Origin of the sequence: Pseudomonas sp. Leaf434 (genome assembly GCF_001425545.1) — a bacterium.
Taxonomy (GTDB): Bacteria; Pseudomonadota; Gammaproteobacteria; order Pseudomonadales; family Pseudomonadaceae; genus Aquipseudomonas; species Aquipseudomonas siliginis.
On the sequence record NZ_LMQZ01000014.1, the window covers coordinates 55925 to 79296 of the forward strand.

Annotated in this window: 24 protein-coding genes and 2 pseudogenes; 16 read left to right on the plus strand and 10 right to left on the minus strand. The window is 61.1% G+C overall.

Translation table 11 applies throughout. From position 1 onward, the window contains the following. A complete protein-coding gene (gene lysA / locus ASG55_RS25755; RefSeq protein ID WP_056791636.1) occupies positions 1-1248 on the minus strand; it encodes a diaminopimelate decarboxylase in 1248 nt (415 codons plus the stop codon). Positions 1249-1257: 9 nt separating this feature from the next. Next, entirely contained in the window at positions 1258-1428 is a 171-nt protein-coding gene (gene lptM, locus ASG55_RS26665) for an LPS translocon maturation chaperone LptM (RefSeq protein ID WP_016772589.1), read from the minus strand. 314 nt (positions 1429-1742) lie between these two features. Here lptM and cyaY point away from each other — a divergent pair, with 314 nt between their 5' ends. The 3 genes from cyaY (at position 1743) to rnk (ending at position 2974) form a co-directional block, all read left to right on the plus strand. Next, on the plus strand, positions 1743-2075 hold the full coding sequence (gene cyaY / locus ASG55_RS25760) for an iron donor protein CyaY (RefSeq protein WP_056791639.1): 333 nt from the start codon (positions 1743-1745) through the stop codon (positions 2073-2075). Positions 2076-2078: 3 nt separating this feature from the next. Then, on the plus strand, positions 2079-2300 hold the full coding sequence (locus ASG55_RS26670; RefSeq protein ID WP_076564524.1) for a DUF1289 domain-containing protein: 222 nt from the start codon (positions 2079-2081) through the stop codon (positions 2298-2300). A 254-nt stretch (positions 2301-2554) separates the two neighbouring features. Continuing rightward, positions 2555-2974, plus strand: a complete 420-nt coding sequence (gene rnk / locus ASG55_RS25765) for a nucleoside diphosphate kinase regulator (RefSeq protein ID WP_024014769.1) — start codon at positions 2555-2557, stop codon at positions 2972-2974. A 9-nt stretch (positions 2975-2983) separates the two neighbouring features. Here rnk and ASG55_RS25770 read toward each other — a convergent pair whose 3' ends face one another. The 3 genes from ASG55_RS25770 to ASG55_RS25780 all read right to left on the minus strand — a co-directional run bounded on the left by ASG55_RS25770 (position 2984) and on the right by ASG55_RS25780 (position 6743). Continuing rightward, on the minus strand, positions 2984-5827 hold the full coding sequence (locus ASG55_RS25770; RefSeq protein ID WP_056791644.1) for a class I adenylate cyclase: 2844 nt from the start codon (positions 5825-5827) through the stop codon (positions 2984-2986). Between the two features lie 182 nt (positions 5828-6009). Further along, positions 6010-6255, minus strand: coding sequence for a TIGR02647 family protein (locus ASG55_RS25775; RefSeq protein WP_003229392.1), 246 nt, complete (start codon positions 6253-6255; stop codon positions 6010-6012). Between the two features lie 197 nt (positions 6256-6452). After that, positions 6453-6743 carry a hypothetical protein gene (locus tag ASG55_RS25780; protein WP_056791648.1) on the minus strand — a complete coding sequence of 97 codons (291 nt, stop codon included), beginning with the start codon at positions 6741-6743 and terminating at the stop codon, positions 6453-6455. Positions 6744-6866: 123 nt separating this feature from the next. Here ASG55_RS25780 and ASG55_RS25785 point away from each other — a divergent pair, with 123 nt between their 5' ends. After that, a complete protein-coding gene (locus tag ASG55_RS25785; protein WP_056791651.1) occupies positions 6867-7526 on the plus strand; it encodes a glutathione S-transferase family protein in 660 nt (219 codons plus the stop codon). A gap of 119 nt (positions 7527-7645) precedes the next feature. Here the strand turns inward: ASG55_RS25785 and argH are convergent, their stop codons facing one another. Next, a complete protein-coding gene (argH, locus tag ASG55_RS25790) occupies positions 7646-9040 on the minus strand; it encodes an argininosuccinate lyase (RefSeq protein ID WP_056791653.1) in 1395 nt (464 codons plus the stop codon). Between the two features lie 317 nt (positions 9041-9357). Here argH and ASG55_RS27370 point away from each other — a divergent pair. The 8 genes and pseudogenes from ASG55_RS27370 to ASG55_RS25820 all read left to right on the plus strand — a co-directional run. Next, positions 9358-9513 (plus strand): annotated as a pseudogene (locus tag ASG55_RS27370) (sensor histidine kinase); the annotation flags it as partial. Next, positions 9510-10256 (plus strand): LytR/AlgR family response regulator transcription factor, encoded by a 747-nt coding sequence (locus ASG55_RS25795; RefSeq protein ID WP_016772598.1) that lies wholly within the window; start codon positions 9510-9512, stop codon positions 10254-10256. The pseudogene ASG55_RS27370 and the gene ASG55_RS25795, both read left to right, overlap by 4 nt. A 137-nt stretch (positions 10257-10393) precedes the next feature. Then, positions 10394-11335, plus strand: a complete 942-nt coding sequence (gene hemC, locus ASG55_RS25800) for a hydroxymethylbilane synthase (RefSeq protein WP_056791656.1) — start codon at positions 10394-10396, stop codon at positions 11333-11335. After that, positions 11332-12078 (plus strand): annotated as a pseudogene (locus ASG55_RS27375) (uroporphyrinogen-III synthase); the annotation flags it as partial. The gene hemC and the pseudogene ASG55_RS27375, both read left to right, overlap by 4 nt. Positions 12079-12114: 36 nt before the next feature. Further along, entirely contained in the window at positions 12115-13257 is a 1143-nt protein-coding gene (locus tag ASG55_RS27380) for a uroporphyrinogen-III C-methyltransferase (protein ID WP_056791721.1), read from the plus strand. After that, on the plus strand, positions 13254-14492 hold the full coding sequence (locus ASG55_RS25810) for a heme biosynthesis protein HemY (RefSeq protein ID WP_041476923.1): 1239 nt from the start codon (positions 13254-13256) through the stop codon (positions 14490-14492). The genes ASG55_RS27380 and ASG55_RS25810 overlap by 4 nt, the downstream gene beginning before the upstream one ends. Positions 14493-14708: 216 nt before the next feature. Further along, entirely contained in the window at positions 14709-15260 is a 552-nt protein-coding gene (locus ASG55_RS25815) for a disulfide bond formation protein B (RefSeq protein ID WP_041476921.1), read from the plus strand. A 181-nt stretch (positions 15261-15441) separates the two neighbouring features. Next, the gene (locus ASG55_RS25820) at positions 15442-15900 is read left to right on the plus strand and encodes an Rsd/AlgQ family anti-sigma factor (protein WP_056791659.1); all 459 of its coding nucleotides are present in this window, start codon (positions 15442-15444) and stop codon (positions 15898-15900) included. A 57-nt stretch (positions 15901-15957) separates the two neighbouring features. On the opposite strand, the gene ASG55_RS25825 is transcribed toward ASG55_RS25820, so the two are convergent. Further along, positions 15958-16623, minus strand: coding sequence for an FKBP-type peptidyl-prolyl cis-trans isomerase (locus ASG55_RS25825; protein WP_041476919.1), 666 nt, complete (start codon positions 16621-16623; stop codon positions 15958-15960). Positions 16624-16815: 192 nt separating this feature from the next. Here ASG55_RS25825 and ASG55_RS25830 point away from each other — a divergent pair, with 192 nt between their 5' ends. Beyond that, positions 16816-18009 (plus strand): AlgP family protein, encoded by a 1194-nt coding sequence (locus ASG55_RS25830; protein ID WP_056791662.1) that lies wholly within the window; start codon positions 16816-16818, stop codon positions 18007-18009. Here the strand turns inward: ASG55_RS25830 and ASG55_RS25835 are convergent. Beyond that, positions 18006-18467 (minus strand): TIGR02444 family protein, encoded by a 462-nt coding sequence (locus ASG55_RS25835; protein ID WP_056791665.1) that lies wholly within the window; start codon positions 18465-18467, stop codon positions 18006-18008. The two genes, ASG55_RS25830 and ASG55_RS25835, sit on opposite strands and share 4 nt — an antisense overlap. 50 nt (positions 18468-18517) lie before the next feature. Between ASG55_RS25835 and ASG55_RS25840 the strand changes: the two genes are divergently transcribed. The 3 genes from ASG55_RS25840 to rhtB all read left to right on the plus strand — a co-directional run bounded on the left by ASG55_RS25840 (position 18518) and on the right by rhtB (position 21795). After that, a complete protein-coding gene (locus ASG55_RS25840) occupies positions 18518-20428 on the plus strand; it encodes an ATP-binding cassette domain-containing protein (RefSeq protein WP_056791667.1) in 1911 nt (636 codons plus the stop codon). Continuing rightward, positions 20428-21009, plus strand: coding sequence for a mechanosensitive ion channel family protein (locus tag ASG55_RS25845; RefSeq protein ID WP_056791670.1), 582 nt, complete (start codon positions 20428-20430; stop codon positions 21007-21009). Before ASG55_RS25840 ends, ASG55_RS25845 begins: the two co-directional genes overlap by 1 nt. A gap of 153 nt (positions 21010-21162) precedes the next feature. Next, positions 21163-21795, plus strand: a complete 633-nt coding sequence (rhtB, locus tag ASG55_RS25850; protein WP_024014759.1) for a homoserine/homoserine lactone efflux protein — start codon at positions 21163-21165, stop codon at positions 21793-21795. Between the two features lie 217 nt (positions 21796-22012). Here rhtB and ASG55_RS25855 read toward each other — a convergent pair whose 3' ends face one another. Continuing rightward, on the minus strand, positions 22013-22759 hold the full coding sequence (locus ASG55_RS25855; protein ID WP_016772609.1) for a hypothetical protein: 747 nt from the start codon (positions 22757-22759) through the stop codon (positions 22013-22015). A 3-nt stretch (positions 22760-22762) separates the two neighbouring features. Further along, on the minus strand, positions 22763-23350 hold the full coding sequence (lpoB, locus tag ASG55_RS25860) for a penicillin-binding protein activator LpoB (RefSeq protein WP_016772610.1): 588 nt from the start codon (positions 23348-23350) through the stop codon (positions 22763-22765). Positions 23351-23372: the final 22 nt, after the last annotated feature.

Here is a 23372-nt window from a genome sequence, read left to right on the forward strand (position 1 = left end):
TTACTCCGGCAGCAGGCTTTCGCCGGCAAACAGCTCGGCCACGGTTTCGCGGCGACGCACTTCAAAAACCTGATCACCATCCACCAGCACCTCGGCGGCACGGCCACGGGTGTTGTAGTTGGAACTCATGACAAAACCGTAGGCGCCGGCCGAATGCACCGCCAGCAGATCGCCTTCTTCCAGCGCCAGCTCGCGGTCCTTGGCGAGGAAGTCGCCGGTTTCGCAGATCGGGCCGACGATGTCGTACTTGCGTGCAGCGCTGTCGCGCGGTTTCACCGCCGTGACGTCCATCCACGCCTGATACAGCGCCGGACGGATGAGGTCGTTCATCGCCGCGTCGACGATGGCGAAATCCTTGTGCTCGGTGTGCTTGAGGTATTCGACCTGTGTCAGCAACACGCCGCCATTGGCAACGATGAAGCGGCCTGGCTCGAACACCAGCGCCAGATCACGCCCGTCGAGACGTTCGCGCACAGCCTTGATGTAATCGGCAGCCAATGGCGGCTCTTCATCGCGATAACGCACGCCCAAACCACCACCGAGATCGATGTGGCGCAGGTGAATGCCGCAATCGCCGAGGCGGTCGACCAGATCCAGCAGGCGATCGAGTGCATCAATGAACGGCGGCAGGGTGGTCAGTTGCGAACCGATATGGCAGTCAACGCCCACCACTTCCAGGTTCGGCAGATGCGCGGCGCGCACGTACACGTCTTCGGCGTCGGCAATGGCGATGCCGAACTTGTTCTCTTTGAGACCGGTGGAAATGTACGGGTGGGTGCCGGCATCGACGTCCGGGTTCACGCGCAGCGAAACCGGGGCGCGAACACCCAGCTCGGCGGCGACTACTTGCAGGCGCTCAAGCTCATCGGTGGACTCGACGTTGAAGCAGTGCACGCCGACTTCGAGGGCGCGGCGCATGTCGTCACGGGTCTTGCCGACGCCGGAGAAAACGATCTTGTCGGCGCTGCCACCTGCGGCCAGTACACGTTCCAGCTCGCCTCGGGAAACGATGTCGAAACCGGCGCCGAGACGGGCCAAGACATTCAGCACACCGAGGTTGGAGTTGGCTTTGACCGCGAAGCAGACCAGATGCGGCATGCCGGCCAGCGCATCGGCGTAGGCCAGATACTGCGCTTCGATGTGCGCGCGCGAGTAGACATAGGTGGGCGTACCGAAGCGGTCGGCGATGGCGGACAGCGCCACACCTTCCGCGAACAGCTCCCCGCCACGGTAGTTAAAAGCGTCCATGGCGATCCCTTAGTAAACGTCGTGCTTGTGAGCCTTGGATGGCTGCTTCTGCGAAGACTGGGCTTGTTCGGCCGGGTCCTGATCGTCATCCGGCAGGTACAGCGGGCCTTTTTGACCACAGGCCGAAACGAGGCAGGCAACCGCGACGAGCGCAGCAAGGGAAGAGATCAGGCGCTTCATGGCGAAATCCTTGAAAATGCGTTAATTGCGCCGGAGTATACCGGCCACCCGGCAGCTTGCCTATGCGAGGGGGTTCCCGTCCGGCGGGGCTCCTGTGATGCGCATCATCCCTGTGGGAGCGAGCCTGCTCGCGAAGGCGTCGGCAAATTCAACAGGCTCGTTGCCTGACACACCGCTTTCGCGAGCAGGCTCGCTCCCACGGGGGCGGTGCTGGATGGGCCGACAGGTGCTTGGTCGTTAATCTTTGCAATCGGTCGGCAGCGTCCGTATCTTTCGGCGCTTGAGCCTGATCAGACATTTTTGAGGTTGCCGCAATGAGTTTGTCCGAAGCCCGTTTCCACGATCTGGTCGATGCTACCCAGCAGACGCTGGAAGATATCTTTGATGACAGCGACCTGGATATCGACCTGGAGAGCTCGGCCGGCGTGCTGACGGTCAAATTCGAAAACGGCAGCCAGCTGATCTTCAGCCGCCAGGAGCCGTTGCGTCAGCTGTGGCTGGCGGCCGTGTCCGGTGGTTTCCACTTCGACTACGACGAAGAAAGCGAGCGCTGGATGTGCGACAAGAGCGAAGAGCAATTGGGCGAAATGCTTCAGCGCCTCGTAAAGCAGCAGGCTGGCGCCGAATTCGATTTCGAAGGTCTGTGATTCGTGACGGATGCCGCGCCTGTTCGCCCGCCGAAACCGCTCTACAGCAACGTCAGCCCGGCGGTGCCTTCGCCGTGCACGGGCGTATGTCGGCTGGACGAACAGAAAGTCTGTCTCGGCTGTGCGCGCCACGTCGAGGACATTCGCGAATGGCGCTCGGCGGACGATCAGCGGCGCCGGGTGATTTGCCAGCAGGCTACCGCACGAAAATCCCAAGCCTGTTGATAATGTGGCGAGGGGATTTATCCCCGTTGGGTCGCGTAGCGGCCCCAAAATCTATACGGCTGCTGCGCAGCCGAACGGGGATAAATCCCCTCGCCACAAGGGTTTCACCCAGGCAAAAAAGGGCGTGACTTGTATATTTTTTGAGCTGTGATAGTGTCCGCGAACGCCTCAAACCACCGAGGCACGGTGAAAACCCCGTCTTTTTTGGCGGGGTTTTGCTTTTTTTGTGCAGAAGAAAGGAGTCTGCCTGGATCATGACCGCACCTTCCATCACCCTTACCCGTCTGGACGTGCAACGTCTGGAGCGCCTGATCGACAGCCTGAGCGACAAAGACCAGGCTGCGCCGGGCGTGATTGCGCTGCAAACCGAGCTGGACCGCGCCGATACCGTGGTCGGCCACGATGAAGTGCCCGCCGATGTCGTGACCATGAATTCCCGCGTGCATTGCCGCGAAGAAGGCAGTGGCAAGGATTACCACCTGACGCTGGTCTATCCCAAGGACGCCAACGCCGACGAAGGCAAAATTTCCATTCTGGCGCCGGTTGGCAGTGCGCTGCTGGGCCTGAAGGTCGGTCAGCACATCGATTGGCCGGCGCCGGGCGGCAAGTCGCTGAAACTGACCTTGCTGGAAGTGGAATCGCAACCGGTCAACGGCGGCGCCTTTCCCGAATAAATCCCCGCTTCAAACCTGTTCGAGCGCTTCATTCAACGAGCGCTCCAGGTCCGCCTTGTAGCGCAGATACAGATTGCTTGAACTGTGCCCGTCACCGAGCAGACCCGACAGGTCGAGGTCGGTGATGTAGCAGCGATAACGCTCGGTCTCGCGGCGCTGCTCGACGATCTCCCGGGCGACCACGCTGAACAACTGGTCGCCATGCTCCAGCTCGCTGAATTCCCGCTGATTGCAATACAGGGTGACCTGCACTTCGCCGGGTGCGGCTTTGCCGATGATCGCCTGCACGTCGTAGAACGGTTTGTTCACCGGCGTCTGCGGTGCCGGTCGGGTTTCGACCCTGCGCGAGCGTCCCGGGCCTGACGGCAACAGCTGGTAATACAAAGTCTCGGGGCTGCCCGCAGGGCCACCGTCCATCGGCAATTGCGCTTCACGGCGGTACTGGATCGATTGCAGAAAACGCTGCAGCGGCACCAGCAGACTCTGCTCGTCGTGGTACGGCAGATGCTGTTGCCACAGCGCATTGAATTCATCCAGCACGTACAGCTCCGCCTGCTGTTCACTGATGCGATAGAACACCTGAATGCACTCCGGCTGACCCATCGGCAGGATCAGCGCCAGATCGTGATCTTCCAGCGCCATCGGGTCGAGGTGCAGCGGGCTGTAGCGCGGTTGTTCTTCGCCAAGATAATCGAGCAGCGCCGGCAGGGTGGCGAGGGCGACATGGTTGACCTGACCCGGCACCAGCTCCAGCACGTGATAGTGCTGCTGCACCTGAATCAGGTAGCGATGATTCAAGTCACTGAGCAACAGGGTCTGCGCGGTGTCGACGATTTCCTCGACGCGGCGGGCAATGAATTGCGCGCGGTTGTGGCAGAAGCAGCGCACTTTCAGCGAAGGCTGCACCGGGCCGCGCGGCAGGTTGTTGAGGTAATCGCGCAGGCAGTCGAGCAGCGCATGCGGGCCGTCGAAACGATTGACCAGCACTTCGTTCCAGCTGTTGAGCGTGACCTGATCGAGGGTCAGCACCAGGTTCTCGCGCACGCCGGCATAGCTCAGCGAGTCGGTGCGTTCGGTGGTCATCAAAATGTTCAGATCACGGTGATGCTTGAGCGGATCGACGCCGACGTTGATCAGCAGCAGCACTTCGCTGGGCACGGCGGCGCGCAGCAAGGGCTCTTCGGCGACGGTGGACAAGGGCAGGGCGATGCACTGCTGCAGGCTGCCGAGCAGGTTGAACAGCTCGAACTCGCTCAAGTCGCTGGTGCCCGGATGCAGGGCCAGGCGGGTGCTGCTGTCGATCACGCCGTTGCGGTGGCACCAGGTCAGCAGTTCAAGTAGCTCGCGACTGCGCTTGATCGGCGCGAAGTGTTCCCACTCCAGCGCCGTCAGGCTGCCGTTGTACAAACCCCACTGGGTCTGCCCCGGCTCCTTTTTGTTCGGCGACTGCACCAGGGTCAGGGTGTCTTCGGCCAGGTCCGGGGCGATGCCCGGATTGATGAACTCGACCTTGTCGGCCTTGCGCTCGAATGCCGCGTAGAGTCGACGGCCAAGCACATTGAGGTCGCGCTTGTTGATCAGGCTGACAGTCTGTTCGCTGCGGGCGAACTGGGTCAGGAAGCGATAGCTGTAGTTGAGTTCGTTGACCAGCGCGCGGCGCTCGGCGCTGACCTGGCGGACTTTCCACTGACTGCGGCTGTCGAGCAGCGCCAGTTGCCGCTGATCCCAGTGCCACTCGCCGGCCAGGCGTTCGAGCAGTGCGCGTTGCCAACCCTGGCTGCGGCTGTTGCCGGTGAGCTTGCGGTTGACCTTCAGATACAGCGCGCGGCGCACCAGCTCAAGACGCTCCGGTTCGTTGCGGGCGAGCAGGTATTCCTCGATACGCCGGTACACGACCATGTACGGGTCAAGCTCATCGAGATCGAGCTGATTGGCGAACACGGCTTTCTTGAAGCGCAGGCTCAGGCACTGCACTTGCGGATGTTCGCTGGCGTACACCTCGGTCAGCAGCAGTTTGAGCACCGACTTGTAGGGCGACTCGATGCCTTTGAACAACTGCCACAATCCGGCACCGATGAATTCCCCGGGCGGAATGGTCGCCATCGGCCCGAGATCCAGGGTTTCGTCGGCGCGAATAAAGCGTTTGGACAGCAGGGTGTGGGTGTAAGCGTCGTAGGCTGTTTCTTCATAGACTGGCACCAGCCACCAGATCGGCGTGCGCCCGGCCAGCCAGATCGCCGTGCGATAAAACTCGTCGAGCAGCAGATAGTGCTGGGTGCTGCCGCAGTTTTCCGAACTGAGCTGAGCATCACGTTCGCCTTTGACGAAGCGCGCCGGGTCGATCAGGAAGAAATGCGCTTCGGCACCCTGGCTCGCGGCCCAGGTTTCCAGCAACTGGCATTTCTTGCGTAGCTCGGCGAGTTCGGTTTCGCTCAGATCTGGGGCATGGCAGACCCACACATCCATGTCGCTCTGATCGGCCTGTGCCAGCGTGCCGAGGCTGCCCATCAGGAACAAACCGTGAATCGGTCGCGGCGGGTTGCTGCCATGGCGCGGTTTGTAAGAAAACGAGCGGGTCAGGCGCTGCGCCTCGGTCAGCGCATTGGCGTCCGGCTCATAATTCGAGAGACCGGCCGGCGTACTGCCCGAGACATAGCCGGGCAGCAACGGATGATTGACGTGAAAGAACAGCGGCAACAGCGTCAGCACGCTTTGCTGGCGCGTCGACAAACCTTCGAGGGCGCGGCCGAGGCGGCCTTCATTGAGTTTGAGAAAACGGGCGCGCAGTTGGCTGAGTACCTTGCGGTCGATGCCTTCGTCCAGGTCGGGGCGGATTTCGTGGGTGCGCGTCATGTCAGCTCAAACCGGCTTGCAGGCTCGGACGTAGAGGGTCTCGGAATGGCCGCAGTTTAGCCTCTGCGCAGCAGGAGGTTTAAGCTGAATTTGTTTTTTGACGTCAGATTTTCATCGGCAGTGATCAGGCTGGCCCGCGGAAATCCCGTGGCAGGAGTTTCCGTGGGCAAAGTCGGAAAAAGTCAGGCGGTTTCCTGCTCTCTCAGAATCGTCAGTACGGTCTGCACGTTTTGCGCGGCATCGCGGCCGAGGCTGGTCAGATAACCGCCATCGGGCTGGTCGGTGAGTTCTTTTTCGAAGAGGCGTTTGGCGGCGGCTATGTGTTTCGGGGCAGCGGTCTGATGAATTTTCAGACCTTCCTGGGAACTGTCCAGGTTGAAGAGTGCAAGGACTTCCAGTTCGGCAACCAACTCAGGGGTAAGCGACATAAGGACTCCAGACTTTCTAGGAATTGGACGACAGCGCCTCTAAGGTGAACCCGCTGGTGCAGCATGTCCAGTGCTCGGATCAGGGGATTTTGTCTTGAGGCGAATTCCAGTGTAGTCCGCATAAAAAAGATCGCAGCCTTCGGCAGCTCCTACATCGGATCTGTGCAGGAGCTGCCGAAGGCTGCGATCTTTTGATCTTATTGCTTTTCCGGTGGCAGCTCTGGCAAAGCGCGCAGTGCCGCTTCGTACCACTGGGTGTCGAACGGGCGGTCTTCATCGAGCATCGCGTCAATCTCATAGGCAAGCACGTGAGCCATGAGGTTGAGGATATCTTCGCGCTCCATACCGACCAGAGTCAGCTTGTTCAATGTCGCCTTGGCCGCTGGCGGGTTGTCGCTTTCGATCTGGTTCTCGATGGCTTCGATCAGCGTCGCTTCGATGAATGCTTCTTCGTCGTCATCGTTGACGATATCTGTCGGCTCGCTCATGGCAGGCTCCTCAGGGAAAGGCGCCAGTTTACCCGCATTCAGCGGCGTGATGCTGCTGGCGGGAAACGTCGCGGCGATCTATAAACAGGCACTGCCCACCCCGCACGGCCTGGAGGCTCTGTGATGTTCAAGCTCTACGGATTTGCTGTCAGCAACTACTACAACATGGTCAAACTGGCGCTGCTGGAAAAAGGCCTGCCCTTCGAAGAGGTGACGTTCTACCCGGCGCAAACCCCGGAGTCACTGGCGATCAGCCCGCGCGGCAAGGTCCCGGTGCTGGGCGTCGACGCCGGTTATATCAACGAAACCGCGATCATTCTCGAATACCTCGAACAATCACAAAAGGGCACGCCGCTCCTGCCCAGCGATCCGTTCGAGCGCGCGCAGGTATTGGCGATTGCGAAGGAGATCGAGTTGTACATCGAGTTGCCGGGGCGTGCCTGCTATGGCGAGGCGTTTTTCGGTATGACGTTGCCGGAGGCGATCAAAGAGAAGACCCGGACCGAGCTGCTGCTGGGCTTCGCGGCACTCGGCCGCCACGGCCAGTTCGCCCCGTATGTGGCGGGTGACAGCCTGAGCATTGCCGATTTGTATTTCCTCTACAGCGTGCCGCTGGCCTGTGCGGTCGGGCAGAAGCTGTTCGGGATTGATCTGCTGGCCGAGATGCCGCAGGCGAAGGCGCTGCTGGAGCGGTTAGAGCAGAATCCGCACGTGCAGAAGATTGCGGCGGATAAAGACGCGGCGATGCCGGCGTTTTTGGCGATGATTGCAGCCAAGAAGTGAATTTTGTAGCGCTCTGAAGTCAGTCATCGCTGGCAAGCCAGCTCCCACAGGGCTATGGGTCGAACGCAAAATTGTGTTCCACATAGAACCCTGTGGGAGCGGGCTTGCCCGCGATGCTTCTAGCGGCTGGCCAGCAGGGCCTGACCGCGCGCCACCGCAGCCCTGACCTGCGCCGGTGCAGTCCCGCCGATATGGTCGCGGGCATTCACCGAGCCTTCGAGGGTCAGCACGGCAAACACGTCCTGCTCGATCTGATCGCTGAATTGACGCAGTTCTTCCAGGCTCATCTCCGCCAGATCCTTGCCCGTGTCCACGCCGTATTTCACTGCGTGGCCAACGATTTCATGGCAATCACGGAACGGCAGGCCACGGCGCACCAGATAATCCGCCAGGTCAGTCGCAGTGGAGAAACCGCGCAGTGCCGCTTCACGCATGATCGCGTGTTTCGGCTTGATCGCCGGGATCATGTCGGCAAACGCGCGCAGCGAATCGCGCAGGGTGTCGGCGGCGTCGAACAGCGGCTCCTTGTCTTCCTGATTGTCCTTGTTGTAGGCCAGCGGCTGGCCCTTCATCAGGGTCAGCAGGCCCATCAGCGCGCCGAAGACGCGGCCGGTCTTGCCGCGTACCAGTTCGGGCACGTCAGGGTTTTTCTTCTGCGGCATGATCGAGCTGCCAGTGCAGAAACGATCCGGCAGATCGATGAACTGGAACTGCGCGCTGGTCCACAGCACCAGCTCTTCGGAGAAGCGCGACAGGTGCATCATCGCGATGCTTGCGGCCGAGCAGAATTCGATGGCGAAGTCACGATCGGAGACGTTGTCCAGCGAGTTGCCGCCGACGGCGTCGAAGCCGAGCAGTTGCGCGGTGTATTCGCGGTCGATCGGGTAGGTGGTGCCGGCCAGTGCGGCGCTGCCCAATGGCATGCGGTTGGTGCGCTTGCGGCAGTCGACCAGACGCTCGTAGTCGCGGCTGAGCATTTCGAACCAGGCCAGCATGTGGTGCCCGAAAGTTACCGGCTGCGCGGTCTGCAAGTGGGTGAAGCCCGGCATGATGCTTGCGGCCTCACGCTCGGCTTGCTCCAGCAGGCCTTTTTGCAGGCGGGTGATCTCGGCGAGGATCAGGTCGATTTCATCGCGCAGCCACAGGCGGATATCGGTGGCGACCTGGTCGTTGCGGCTGCGCCCGGTGTGGAGCTTTTTACCGGTGACGCCGATGCGGTCGGTCAGGCGTGCTTCGATGTTCATGTGCACGTCTTCGAGGTCGACGCGCCAGTCGAACTGGCCGGCCTCGATTTCGCCCTGAATGGTCTTCAGGCCATCGATGATGCTGTCGCGCTCGGCATCGGTCAGCACGCCGACCTTGGCCAGCATGGTGGCGTGGGCAATTGAGCCCATGATGTCGTGGCGATACAGGCGCTGGTCGAAAGTGACGGAGGCGGTGAAGCGGGCGACGAAGGCGTCGACGGGTTCACTGAAGCGGCCGCCCCAGGACTGATTGGTCTTGTCAGTGCTCATGAATTCGCTCGTATCGGCTTGAAGAAATGGCGTGAAACGCTGGCGCGGATAATAACAGGGTTGCCAATCCTGTCGCTGACACCGGTCGATACGTTTTTTCGCGGATGTGTCAGGCATGTCCGGCGCGGTCTGCAAGGAATTTACAAAAGGATATTTTTTGATTGAGCAATATCGTTCCGACGAACGTCTACAGTGGACATAAGGGTCGGTGCGAATGCGGATCATGCAAAGGTCCGGCCACTGGCTATAAGAAGAGGGGGCGGGTGAGTTGTACAACGGTCACCCACCGCGAGAAACGCAGGAAACACTGGGCTCTGAGCCGTTCGACCCGGACGCTGGCAAATATTGCTGGCCGACGTACGGCACTTTTTGGCGCTCGGGCTAGTCTTAGCGTGGATCGCGGTGACGGAGGTCACTACACCTGTCTACGCTATCCTTGTGCGAGACTCACGCAGGAATCCAGCGCAATATGAATGTCCTGATCGTTGATGACGAACCCCTGGCTCGCGAGCGCCTAAGCCGTATGGTGAGCGAGCTCGAGGGTTACACAGTCCTGGAGCCCAGTGCCACGAATGGCGAGGAGGCGTTAGCGCTGATCGACAGCCACAAGCCGGATATCGTGCTGCTCGATATCCGCATGCCGGGCCTCGATGGCCTGCAGGTTGCTGCCCGACTGTGCGAACGAGAGACGCCGCCGGCCGTGGTGTTTTGCACCAGTCCCGATGAATTTGCCGTGGAAGCCCTGCAGGCCAGCGCCGTGGGCTATGTGGTGAAACCTGTGCGAACCGAACACTTGAATGAAGCCCTGAAGCGGGCTGAACGTCCCAACCGGGCGCAACTCTCGGCCCTGACCCGTCCCGCTGCCGAAAGTGGCAACGGCCCACGCAGCCACATCAGCGCACGGACCCGTAAAGGCATCGAGCTGATTCCGCTGGATCAGGTGGTCTACTTCATCGCCGACCACAAATACGTGACCCTGCGTCACGAAGCCGGCGAGGTGCTGCTCGACGAACCCCTCAAAGCCCTTGAAGACGAATTCGGCGAACGCTTTGTGCGTATCCACCGCAACGCGCTGGTCGCTCGCGACCGCATCGAGCGCTTGCAACGCACGCCACTGGGACATTTCCAGTTGTTCCTCAAAGGCCTCAATGGCGATGCGCTGATTGTCAGCCGTCGGCATGTTGCCGGTGTGCGCAAGATGATGCAGGGGCTGTGACCCGGTCTTCGCCGGGCCTTTCGAGTTCTTTTACCCGGCATGGCAGGCCAGGGAGGCCGCGCCGGTTCTGATTCAGGTCAAAGTGAAATTGACTGAGCTGTTATTATCCGCCGTATCTATTCAGTACGGATTGTTCCATGTCCCCTCGCGAAATCCGCATCGCCACCCGTAAAAGTGCGCTGGCCCTCTGGCAGGCCGAATACGTCAAAGCCCGTCTCGAGGCGGCCCACCCGGGCCTGCTGGTGACGCTGGTGCCCATGGTCAGTCGCGGTGACAAGCTGCTCGACTCGCCACTGTCGAAGATCGGCGGCAAGGGCCTGTTCGTCAAGGAACTGGAAACCGCGCTGCTGGAAAACCAGGCCGATATCGCCGTGCATTCGATGAAAGACGTGCCGATGGACTTCCCGCAAGGCCTGGGTCTGTTCTGCATCTGTGAGCGTGAAGACCCGCGCGATGCTTTCGTCTCCAACACCTACGCCAGTCTTGAAGCGCTGCCTGCCGGTGCCATCGTCGGCACCTCGAGCCTGCGTCGGCAGACGCAATTGCTGGCGCGTCGCCCGGATCTGCAGATCCGGTTCCTGCGCGGCAACGTCAACACCCGTCTGGCCAAGCTCGACGCCGGCGAGTACGACGCGATCATCCTCGCTGCGGCGGGCTTGATCCGCCTGGGTTTCGAAGATCGCATCACTTCGGCGATCAGTGTCGATGACAGCCTGCCGGCCGGTGGCCAGGGCGCGGTCGGCATCGAATGCCGCAGCGCCGACCACGAAATCCACGCCTTGCTCGCGCCTTTGCATCACGCCGATACCGCTTCGCGAGTGAATGCGGAACGCGCCCTCAACAAACATTTGAACGGCGGCTGCCAAGTGCCGATCGCCTGCTACGCCGTGCTTGAAGGCGAGCAGTTGTGGTTGCGCGGTCTGGTCGGTGAGCCGAGCGGCGGCAAGCTTCTCAGTGCCGAAGCCCGGGCGCCGCGTGCCGACGCGGAAACCTTGGGTGTGCAGGTCGCTGAAGACTTGCTCAAGCAAGGCGCTGACGACATTCTCAAAGCTGTCTACGGCGAGGCGGGTCACGAGTGACAGCCTGGCGCCTGCTGCTGACGCGCCCGGCAGACGACTGCGCGGCGCTGGCCGAACAGCTGGCCGGGCACGGGATTTTCAGCAGTTGTCTGCCGCTTTTGGACATTGTTCCGCTGCCGGTCTCTGACACTATTCGCCAAGCGATTTCGCGATTGCCCGCTTGCAGCGCAGTGATCGTGGTCAGCAAACCGGCGGCGCGGATCGCGGTGGACTTGCTCAAGTCTGAAGGTGCGCCGCCATTGAGCATGCCGTGGTTCAGCGTCGGCGCGGCGACCGCAGGCATTCTTCGCGAACACGGTCTCGATGTGAGCTTTCCGGTTGACGGCGATGACAGTGAAGCCTTGTTGCAATTGCCGCGTCTGCGCGAGGCGGTCAGCCAGCCCGGCGCGCAGGTGATGATCCTGCGCGGCGAGGGCGGTCGTGAACTGCTCGCCGAGCGCCTGCGCGCGCTTGGTGCTAGTGTCGAGTATCTGGAGTTGTATCGCCGTGAACTGCCAGCCTATCCGCTGAACGAGCTGCCACGGCGGATCGAAGCGGAACGCTTGAACGGGCTGGTGGTCAGCAGTGGACAGGGTTTCGAGCACCTGCGGCAGATGGCCGGCGATGCCTGGCCGAAGATCGCGCCGTTGCCGTTGTTTGTTCCAAGTCCGAGAGTCGCCGAGCTGGCACGTGCCGCCGGGGCTCAAACAGTTGTGGATTGCCGCGGCGCGAGTGCCGCGGCTTTGCTGACGGCGTTACGGGAATGTCCCGTGCCGTTTTCTAATGCAAAGGATGGATACGTGAGCGAAACAGCCTTGCCAAAAGATGACGTCCAGCCTGCGCTCGATGCCCAGGTTGAAACTCCACCACCGGCCAAAGAGCCGCGCCGAGGCAATGGACTGGCAATTGTCGCCCTGCTGCTCGGCGCCGCCGGTGTCGCCATTGGCGGCTGGGGTGTCTGGCAGGTGCGCCACCTGCAGAACAACACGCAGCAACAGTCGAGTCAGGTGCAGGCGCTGAACGATCAGGCGCAGAGTCTGAAGCTCAACGAACAGCGTCTGACCGAACGACTGGCGCAGTTGCCCGGTGCGGACGAACTCGCCGAGCGCCAGCGTCTGGTCACGCAACTGCAGGGCGATCAGCAGCGCCTCAATCAACGTCTGGAAACCGTCCTCGGCGCCAGCCGCAAGGACTGGCGTCTGGCCGAGGCCGAACACTTGCTGCGTCTGGCCAGCCTGCGCCTTTCAGCGCTGCAGGACATCAGCAGCGCCCAGGCACTGGTGCAGGGCGCCGATGAAATTCTCCGTGAGCAGAACGATCCGGGTTCCTTCGCCGCGCGCGAGCAAGTGGCGAAAACCCTGGTCGCCTTGCGCAGCACCGAACAGCCGGATCGCACCGGGCTGTTCCTGCGTCTCGGCGCGCTGCGCGATCAGGTCATCGACCTCACCGAGCTGGCGCCGGAGTACAAGGATCGCGGCGAGTCCCTGCTGGGGCTGACCGCCGATGGCGATGGCGCCGGTCGCTGGGCGCAGTGGTGGGACAAGGTGTCGCGCTATATCCGCATCGATTTCAACGCTGACAAAAACGTCAAACCGCTGCTGGCCGGGCAAAGCCTGAGCCAGGTGCGCCTGGCCCTGAGCCTGGCGCTGGAGCAGGCGCAGTGGGCGGCGCTCAACGGTCAGGCGGCGGTGTACACCCAGGCGCTGGCCGAGGCACGCGATGTGCTCAAGGGCAATTTCAACCCGGACAATCCGCAAAGCAAAGTCATGCTGGAACAGGTCTCCGAGCTGAGCAAGGAACCGGTCACCGTCAAGACGCCGGATCTGACTGGCACCTTGAGTGCGGTGCAGGGGTATCTGGAGCGGCGTAACGTCAATGCCGAGGAATCGGTGAAACCGTTTGCCAAACCGGCCGCCAATGCTGCGCAGGAGGCGACCCCATGAAGCGCCTCTATGTAATCGTGTTTCTGGTCATCGCCGCGACGGCAGCGCTGGGCCTGGCGATTGCCGAGCATTCCGGTTACGTGCTGGTGGCGTACAAGAGCTTCCGCTACGAATCGAGCCTGTGGGCGACCTTGGCGGTGATAGCGGTGCTGTGGCTGCTGTTCTGGGGCATCAAGGTGCTGGTCGAGCTGGTGATGACCTCCACCGGCGTGGTCAATCCGTGGTCGCGACGCAATCGCAGCCGCCGCGTGCAAGTGGCGATCGAGCACGGGCAGCTGGATCTGGCTGAAGGTCGCTGGGCCAGTGCGCAACGGCATCTGACCCGCGCGGCGGAAGCCGAGCGCCAACCATTGCTTTATTACCTCGGCGCCGCACGTGCGGCGAACGAGCAGGGCCAGTACGAAGAAAGTGATCGTTTGCTCGAACGCGCGCTGGAGCGTCAGCCGCAAGCCGAATTGGCAATTGCCCTCAGTCACGCACAATTGCAAACCGACCGTGGCGACACCGACGGTGCGCTGGTGACCTTGCAGGCAATGCATGAACGGCATCCGCGCAGCGCGCAGACGTTGCGTCAATTGCAACGTCTGCATCAGCAGCGTGGCGAATGGTCGGCGGTGATTCGTTTGCTGCCTGAGTTGCGCAAGGACAAAGTGCTGCCGCCGGCAGAACTGGCCGAGCTCGAACGGCGCGCCTGGGGTGAGAACCTCTCGCTGGCAGCGCATCGTGAAGAAGACGGTACGGTGGGTCTGCAATCGCTCAAGCGGGCGTGGGAACAGCTGACTTCGGCGCAGCGTCAGGAAGCACCTTTGGTACTGGCCTATGCCGAGCAATTGCGCCAGCTGGGCGCTCAGGTCGAGGCCGAAGAGGTCCTGCGAGCAGCGCTCAAGCGCAAATACGACAGCCATCTGGCGCGGCTTTATGGTCTGGTTCGTGGCAGTGATCCTGCGCGTCAGTTGCAGACGGCCGAAGGCTGGCTCAAGGAGCACCCGGCCGATCCGAGCCTGCTGCTGACCCTTGGACGCCTGTGTCTGCAAACCAGCCTTTGGGGCAAGGCCCGTGACTATCTGGAAAGCAGTCTGCGCGTGCAGCGCAATCCGGAGACCTGTGCGGAGTTGGCCCGTCTGCTTGCACAGCTTGGCGATACCGAGCGCAGCAATCAGTTGTTCCAGGAAGGTCTGGGGCTGCTTGATGAACGCCTGCTGGCGGCGCCTCTGCCAGTCCCGGCGAAGGTATGAATGGCGAGGGAGGTTGCTCCCTCGTGAACTTCGATGACCGAAAATTCCCCTTCTTTGCGCTCTACAGACAAAGTCCTACAAAGCGCTTCACCGTTTCCTATCGAGCCTGTCGGGTTTTCCCTACACCTGTGGTGAACTGTCGCCAGGCCCTTGCCTTGAAAGGCTGACACGCTTTCCTCTACCGTAACCGTCTGTCTCTACTGTTACGGAAAAGCCATGTCGTTGGCCTGCTCACGCTCCTTGTTCTTCATGGCTTTCATTGCGGGGGCCTTTGCTCTGGGAGCTTCCTATTACCTCGAATACGCGGTCGGACTGACGCCTTGCAGTCTGTGCCTGGTGCAGCGGTTGTTCCTCACATTGCTGTGCATCGGCTGCGGCGTGGCGGCGGTGCATGGCCCCCGGCGCGTTGGCTTATGGTGGTACTGGCTGTTTGCGCTCGGCGCCAGTCTGGGGGGAACCACCGCTGCGTGGCGGCAGGTGTTGATTCAGAGTGACTCCATGCTGCAACTGGTCAAATGCTCGCCCACCGTGGAGTCACTGTTCAGCGAACTGCCGTGGATCTGCGCCTTGCAACGGATGTTCAACGGCGGCGCTGATTGTGCGGATATTTCCTGGACACTGTTCGATTTGAGCATCCCCGAATGGAGCCTGCTGTTTTTTGTCGGTGTGTCGATCCTTGCGGTTTATCAGTTGCTGCGTCTGATCTGGAGTGCTCTGCAACGACCGGTCAGCGACGAAGCGTCGCACCACATGCTGGTCAGGGATTAAACACTTGTATGAACTTTATCTCCTGCGTACCTTGAAGCCATAGGCGTGCGGGCATAATCTGGCCGGCACGTGTCATTGGATTTATGTTGCTCGATGACGCTCTGCCCGATCGTCCACCAGTCAAATCAGAACAGGGGCGCGGGTGTAGAGCAGCATGACCCACAAGGGAAGAGAGATCGCCATGCTCGAAAGTTGTCAGAATGCTCAGGAACGTTGGGGTGGGGTTCATCTGCTGATCGACCGCTGGTTGCAGGAGCGTGAAGAGCTGATCGTCGCCTACGACAAGCTCGGTGCGCAGCCTGATTCGCTGTCCGAAAGCCGCAAACCCTTGTTGGAGTTCTGCGGTGTACTGGTCGATTACGTATCGGCGGGTCACTTCGAAATCTATGAACAGCTGACCGGCGAAGCCAAGGCGTTCAACGACAAGCGCGGCCTGGAACTCGCCGAGACCATCTACCCGCGCATCGACGTCATTACCGAGAAGCTGCTCGCATTCAATGATCTGTGCGACGAAGGCAAATGCGTTGCGGAGAAATTCAAGGAATTGGGCGGCTTGCTGCATGAGCGCTTTGAACTTGAGGATTGCCTGATCGAAGTGCTGCACACGGCACACAAGGAAGAATATTCGGTTCAGGCCTGATCCACGTCCTTCATGAAAAACGGTGCGCCCGCAAGCGCACCGTTTTTTTATGCCTGATCAGCTCGTCGCACCACGCAACTCCACTTCAAAAACCAGAGGCGTGAACGGCGCAATCAGGTCGCCGGCACCGTCGGCACCATAGGCCTGATCCGATGGAATCACCAGCCGCCATTTCGCCCCCACCGGCATGTTCTGCAAGGCGGTGCGCCAACCGGCAATCACGCTGTCGAGGTTGAACCATTGCGGCTGGGTGTTCTGATCGAACACGGTGCCGTCCGGCAGCTTGCCGACATACAGCACCTGCACTTTGCCGTCCGGGCCGGCCTTGGCGCCAGTGCCCGGAACCAGTTCAGTCAGGAGGATGCCATCGGCCAGTTCCTTCACCCCCGGTTTGGCTTTTTCTGTGCTGAGAAAGCGTTGCTCGTTTTCCATCGCAGCATCGCTCGACTGCCGTGAAGCCTGCTCGGCATTTTGCGATTCATGGTCGGCCAGAATCTGTTCAATGCGCGCTTCACTCAACGCCAGTGGCTTGCCCTGATATGCCTGTTGCAGACCTTCGATCAGCGCCTGGATCTGCAACTGCGGCACCTCTTGGCGCAGTCGTTCGCCGAGGCTGGCACCGAGGCTGTAAGCCAGATCATGAGCATCGTTCGCCGTGGTTTTTTCATCGGCATACGCCGTCGAAAAAAACACGCAGAGGGACAAAATAAAGTAGCGCGACATGGGCACTCTCCGACCTGAGATGCGGGGGATTATGCCAGTGCAAACGTCTGCATCGGTGAACTGCTTTTTCCTCGGCGCAGAACATTTCGGCTGCGGTGCAACGCAACGGTGCAGATACTGTCAACATGCCCTAGCGGCGGTATCAGCAGAGGTCTAGTATGAGCCGCACTCACGTCAGCCAGGAGGTAAACCATGTCGGCCACCAAGAAGCCTGTAAATACTCCGTTGCACTTACTCCAACAATTGTCGGGCAGCCTGCTCGAGCATTTGGAAAACGCTTGCTCGCAAGCCTTGGCTGATGCTGAAAAACTGCTCGCCAAGCTGGAAAAACAGCGTGGCAAGGCGCAGGAAAAACTGCACAAATCGCGCACCAAGTTGCAGGACGCCGCCACTGCCGGCAAAGCCAAGGCTCAGAACAAAGCCAAGTCTTCCGTGAAAGAGCTCGAAGACTTGCTGGACGCTTTGAAAGATCGTCAGTCCGAAACCCGCAGCTACATTCTGCAGCTCAAGCGCGATGCCCAGGAAAGCCTGAAACTGGCCCAGGGTGTTGGCCGCGTTCAGGAAGCAGTGGGCAAAGTTCTGTCGTCGCGTTCGGCCAAACCGGCAGCAGCACCAGTGAAGAAAGTCGCTGCTAAACCTGCTGTAAGCAAAGCCCCGGCGAAGACCGCTGCGGCGAAACCTGCTGTTGCGAAAACCGCCACCAAACCTGCGGCCAAGGCGCCAGTGAAAGCGGCTGCCAAACCAGCGGCGAAAACTGCAGCGAAGAAGCCGGCGGCGAGCGCGGCAAAACCGGCGGCTAAAACCACCGCAGCCAAACCTGCTGCAGCCAAGCCAGCAGTGAAAGCCACCCCTGCCAAAGCCGCTGCAAAACCGGCCGCGAGCAAAGCTGCACCGGCGAAAACCGCAGCCGCCAAACCTGCTGCCAAAGCAGCAGCGAAACCAGCAGCAAAACCTGCTGCCAAGACTGCCGCTGCGAAGCCTGCTGCCAGGACTGCGGCCAAGCCGGCCGCCGCCAAACCTGCTGCGAAAGTGGCGGTAAAGCCGGCTGGCAAACCAGCCGCAACATCGGCAGCAAAACCTGCGGCAAAAACCACTGCTAAGCCGGCCGCCGTCAAGCCTGGTGCCAAACCCGCTGCTGCCAAGCCTGCCGCTGCTGCAAAACCGGCCGCCAAGCCAGCCGCAAAACCAGCGGTGAAAAAGCCTGCAGCTGCCAAACCAGCCGCGACCAAACCGGCCACCGCTCCAGCGGCCAAGCCTGCCACTGCCGCTACCCCGGCTGCTCCAGCTGCGTCGGCACCGTCGTCCGCCGCCCACTCGACCCCTTCGACTGCGCCAGCACCAGCCGCTTCGTCGAACGTCAGCAGCACCCCGACCAGCGCTTCCTAAGTGCCGGTTGCCGCGACGCGCAGCACTTGCAGCGCGTCGCGGTTCAGGCTGGCGGCATTGCCGGCCAGGTCTTCAAGCCAGGTCACCGAACCTGCATCGTTGCGCGTCCACTCTTGCGCCACACCTTCAAGGCGTGACAGCAAGGTGCGCTCAGCTTCAAGCTCCAGTGATTTGATCTGCTCGCGCATGCCGGTCACCACCGCATCGTCGACGGCCCGCGCTTTCCATTGCATGCGCAGGGTTCGCAGTGGCTGCACCACTTCGATATCCCACGGCGCGGTCAAGGCCTTGAGTAAGCGTACGCGCGGCTGATCGCAGGCCACCGCGCGCTGCTCCAGCCACAAACCGCACAGCAGCAGGCAGACATTGGCGCCCGCCGTTTGCAATTGCAGGCAGGCATCTTCCACACCCGGGCGGGCGTAGACATCAAGGGCAAAGCTCCACAGGTCAGAGGACATCGTGCTACTCGCGCCAGTTGTGAGCGAAGCTGGTAGACTCCGCCGCCATTATGATCCGACTTCAGAACCTGACTTTACAGCGTGGCCCGCAACGTCTGCTAGAAGACGCCGAGCTGACCCTGCACGCCGGCCACAAAGCCGGCCTAATCGGCGCCAACGGTGCCGGCAAATCCAGCCTGTTCGCCTTGCTGCGCGGCGAGTTGCACCCGGATTCGGGCGACTGCCTGCTGCCGGCCGACTGGCGCATTGCGCACATGCGTCAGGAGGTCGACACCCTCGAGCGCCTGGCGGTCGATTATGTGCTCGATGGCGACCTGCGTCTGCGCGAGGTGCAACGCGAGCTTGCCGCCGCCGAGCAGGCCCACGACGGCACCGCGCTGGCGCGTCTGCATGCCGAACTCGACAGCGCCGACGGTTACACCGCCGATGCGCGGGCGCGCAAGCTGCTCGCCGGTCTTGGGTTCACCAATGAGCAGATGGATCGTCAGGTAGGCGATTTCTCCGGTGGCTGGCGGATGCGTCTGAATCTGGCGCAGGCACTGATGTGCCCGTCGGATCTGCTGCTGCTCGACGAACCGACCAACCACTTGGACCTCGATGCGATCATCTGGCTCGAAGAGTGGCTGAAGAGTTATCCGGGCACCTTGCTGCTGATTTCCCACGACCGGGATTTCCTCGACGAAGTGGTCGATCACGTTGCCCATGTCGATCAGCGCAAACTGACCCTCTACCGTGGCGGCTACACCGCGTTCGAGCGCGCCCGTGCCGAGCGTCTGGCCCAGCAGCAACAGGCCTACGAGAAGCAGCAGGCGCAGCGTGCGCACATGGAAAGCTACATCGCTCGCTTCAAGGCCCAGGCGACCAAGGCCCGTCAGGCGCAGAGCCGGATCAAGGCGCTGGAGCGCATGGAAGAATTGTCGGCGGCCCACGTCGATTCGCCGTTCGACTTCGTCTTCCGCGAGTCGACCAAGATCTCCAGTCCGCTGATCGACCTGTCCGATGCACGCCTGGGTTATGGCGACAAGACCATCCTCGAGAAGGTCAAGCTGCAACTGACCCCGGGTGCGCGGATCGGTCTGCTTGGGCCGAACGGTGCGGGTAAATCGACGCTGATCAAGAACCTCGCCGGCGAGCTCGAACCGCTGGCCGGGCGCCTGACCCGTGGCGAAAACACCGTGGTCGGCTACTTCGCCCAGCATCAGCTCGATTCGCTGGACTCCAAGGCCAGCCCGTTGCTGCACTTGCAGCGCCTCGCGCCGGGTGAGCGCGAGCAGACCTTGCGCGACTTCCTTGGCGGCTTCGACTTCCGGGGGGCGCGCATCGATGAGCCGGTGCTGAATTTCTCCGGTGGCGAGAAGGCGCGTCTGGCCCTCGCGTTGATCGCCTGGGAACGGCCGAACCTGCTGCTGCTCGACGAACCGACCAACCACCTCGATCTGGAAATGCGTCTGGCGCTGACCATGGCCCTGCAGGAATTCAGCGGTGCGGTGCTGGTGGTCTCTCACGATCGGCACTTGCTCAAGAGCACCACCGACAACTTCTATCTGGTCGCTGACGGCAAGGTCGAAGAGTTCGACGGCGATCTCGAAGACTACGCGCGCTGGCTGGTGGAATACCGTCAGCGCAATGCGCCGGTCAGCAACACGCCTGTCAACCCGGACAAGACCGACAAGAAAGCGCAGCGCCAGGCGGCGGCAGCGTTGCGTCAGCAACTGGCGCCGCACAAGCGCGAGGCCGACAAGCTTGAAGCCGAGCTGGGCAAGCTCCACGAGAAACTGGCCAAGGTCGATGCCAGCCTCGGTGACAGCGATATCTACGAGCCGGCGCGCAAGAATGAATTGCGTGATCTGCTCGCCGAACAGGCGAAATTGAAGGTTCGTGAAGCCGAGCTGGAAGAAGCCTGGATGGAAGCGCTGGAAACCCTGGAAAGCATGCAGGCGGAGCTGGAGGCGTTGTCCTGATGGAAGCCTTCAAGCTGCCTTTCTCGGCGGTGTGGGTCGAACCGTTGTGGTTCACCGCGCAGATTCTGCTGATTCTGCTGGCCGGTTACCTGACCCAGCGTTTCGTCGCCAAAGGCCTCACTCGCCTGGGTGAGCGCTATCCGTTTCCGCCGCAGTTGCTGATGCCGCTACGCGGCGTGTTGCGCTGGCTGATCATGGGCAGCGCGCTGCTCTTCGTGCTCGAGCGCCTCGGCGTTTCGGCCACGGTGCTGTGGACGGCGCTGTCGGGATTTGTCGCGGTGGCGGCGGTGGCGTTCTTCGCCATGTGGAGCGTGCTGTCGAACCTGCTCTGCGCGATTCTGATCTTCACCGTCGGGCCGTTCCGCCTCGGCGACGTAGTCGAGCTGGTGGATACCACCGACAAGCCTGGCGTCAAAGGCCGGGTGATCGCGATCAATCTGCTCTACACCACGCTGGTCGAGGCCGAAGAGTTGGGCACCGGCAGCGCCATGGTGCAGGTGCCGAACAGCCTGTTCTTCCAGCGTTCGGTGCGGCGTTGGCGCGGGACAGATGTGTTTCCGTCGAGTGGCTTTGAGAAGTAGCTTTTCCAGCAAGATCAAAAGATCGCAGCCTTCGGCAGCTCCTACATTTGGAATACGATCCCTGTAGGAGCTGCCGAAGGCTGCGATCTTTTGCTTTTAGCCCCAAACAGCATTAGTTTTGACGACTTGTTACAGCATCAGCCGAGGTGTGCGATGGAGCTTCAAACATGGCTGGCATTTTTTGCCGCCTGCTGGGTGATCAGCCTGTCCCCGGGCGCGGGCGCCATCGCGTCGATGTCCAGCGGTCTGCAATACGGGTTCTGGCGCGGCTACTGGAACGCACTGGGCCTGCAGATCGGTCTGGCGGTGCAGATCGCGATTGTCGGCGCGGGTGTTGGCGCTGTGCTCACCGCTTCGGCCACAGCATTCCATGCGATCAAATGGTTCGGTGTCGCCTATCTGGTTTACCTGGCGATCAAGCAATGGCGGGCGCTGCCCATGGACATGAGCGATGACGCCGCAGTGCGGCCGATCGGCAAGCCGCTGGCTTTGGTGTTTCGCGGCTTTCTGGTGAACATCAGCAACCCCAAGGCGTTGGTGTTCATGCTCGCGGTGTTGCCGCAGTTCATCAATCCCCATGCGCCGCTGCTGATTCAGTATGTGGTGATCGGCGTGACCATGGTTTTCGTCGATCTGATTGTCATGGCCGGCTACACCGGACTGGCGTCGAAGGTGCTGCGCCTGTTGCGCACGCCCAAGCAGCAGAAACGCATGAACCGCACCTTTGCCGGGTTATTCATTGGCGCGGCGGCGTTCATGGCGACGTTGCGCAAAGCGGCGGCGTAAACCGCTCGGACAGAAAAAAGGCGACCTCAAGAGGTCGCCTTTTTCATTTCTACCGAGACATCGGGGCAAGCGAGCTTTTGTGGCGAGGGGATTTATCCCCGTTGGACTGCGCAGCAGTCCCAATCGTCTTGAATCAATAGCGAGGGCCGCTTCGCGACCCAACGGGGATAAATCCCCTCGCCACAGAGCCCTTCGCCACAAAAGTCCTCAGATCGGCTCAGCGTAAAATCACCGGCGCCGTATCACGCGGCAGATTATTGCGCTGCGGCGCTTCACGCGGCTGCTCATAACCGTCACCGCCACCGAGTTGCATGCTCAGTTGCCCGGCCACGTCTTCGCCCAAGGCCTTCGACACCTCACGCACCACCCGCGGACGGTTCAGCGAGATCTTGATGTCGCGATGGTTCACCAGTTTGGTGTCCTGCGCTTCGCCCATCGCCGTGAAGGCCGAGGTGATCTCGTAGGTCTTGGTATTGATCAGGCTGAAATCCGCCACCAGCGTCAGGCCCAGCACTGCCGAGTAGCTGTCGGTGTGCGCCAGCTCGTTGATGTCCTGGGTGAAATCGATGTCGGACACGGTGCCGAACAGCACGTAGTCGGCGCCTTTGAAGTTGCCGGCCTTGATGCGCTTGATCACGTCATACACGTCGCCTTTGGATGAGGCGGTATACGGCGTGCCCTGCACCAGCTGGAACATGCCGGTACGCAGGATTTCACCCTTGATGTCGCCGGTGAATTTGCGCAACTCGCCCTGTTCGATATAGCTGGTGGTCGCTTCGATCTCGTTGTAGCTCGAAGAACCGCTGGCGCTGTAGTAACTCTCACGATGATTACTCTGCGCCGAAACGATGTGGATGTATTGCTCCACGCGCTCCTGATACGCCAGATCCGTCACCGCCACTTTCGGGGCCGCCTGCGCGCTGAACGCGCAAGCCAGGGCCATCATGCCAATCCATGTGCGCATCGATTAACGCTCCGTGGTTTTGCGGATCTCTTTTTCGTCCATCCACTCGGCCAGACCGCTTTCGACGTCGATCAACTGCAGGCTGAATTTGTAGAAGACGTCCTTGTAGTCGCTGCTGCGCTTGACGATCGAGCTGATCGAGCCTTCGATGCGGTACTTGGCGGCAACCATGTTGCCGGTCTTGGCCACGGTGCTTTTCTTGTACAGGCCGCTCTGGTTTTGCAGCTTGAGCTGGTCGACCTGGCTCTGCATTGCATTGTTGTCGCTGGCGAAGCGCGCAACACCGGTTTTCATCAGTTGGGTCTTGATGCTGGTGGTGATTTCGCGGGTGTCGATGTACTCGCTGGTCTTGTTCTTCACATCGTAGACCTGAACCACCGGACGGCCCTGCAGAATGCCGGACTGGGCCAGCGAGCGGGTCATCGACTCGGCGATCATTTGCAGGTCGGTCGAACCGAATTCGTTGGTCACGGTTTCAACCGCTTTGGTGTCGCCGTAGCTGATGTTCTTGCTGCCCAGGGTCGGCGAGGTGTTGGCGCAACCGGAGGCGAGCAGGGCGATGACGGCGATGCAGGAAAAGCGTGCAAACATGAGAAAGCTCTCTCAATCAGAA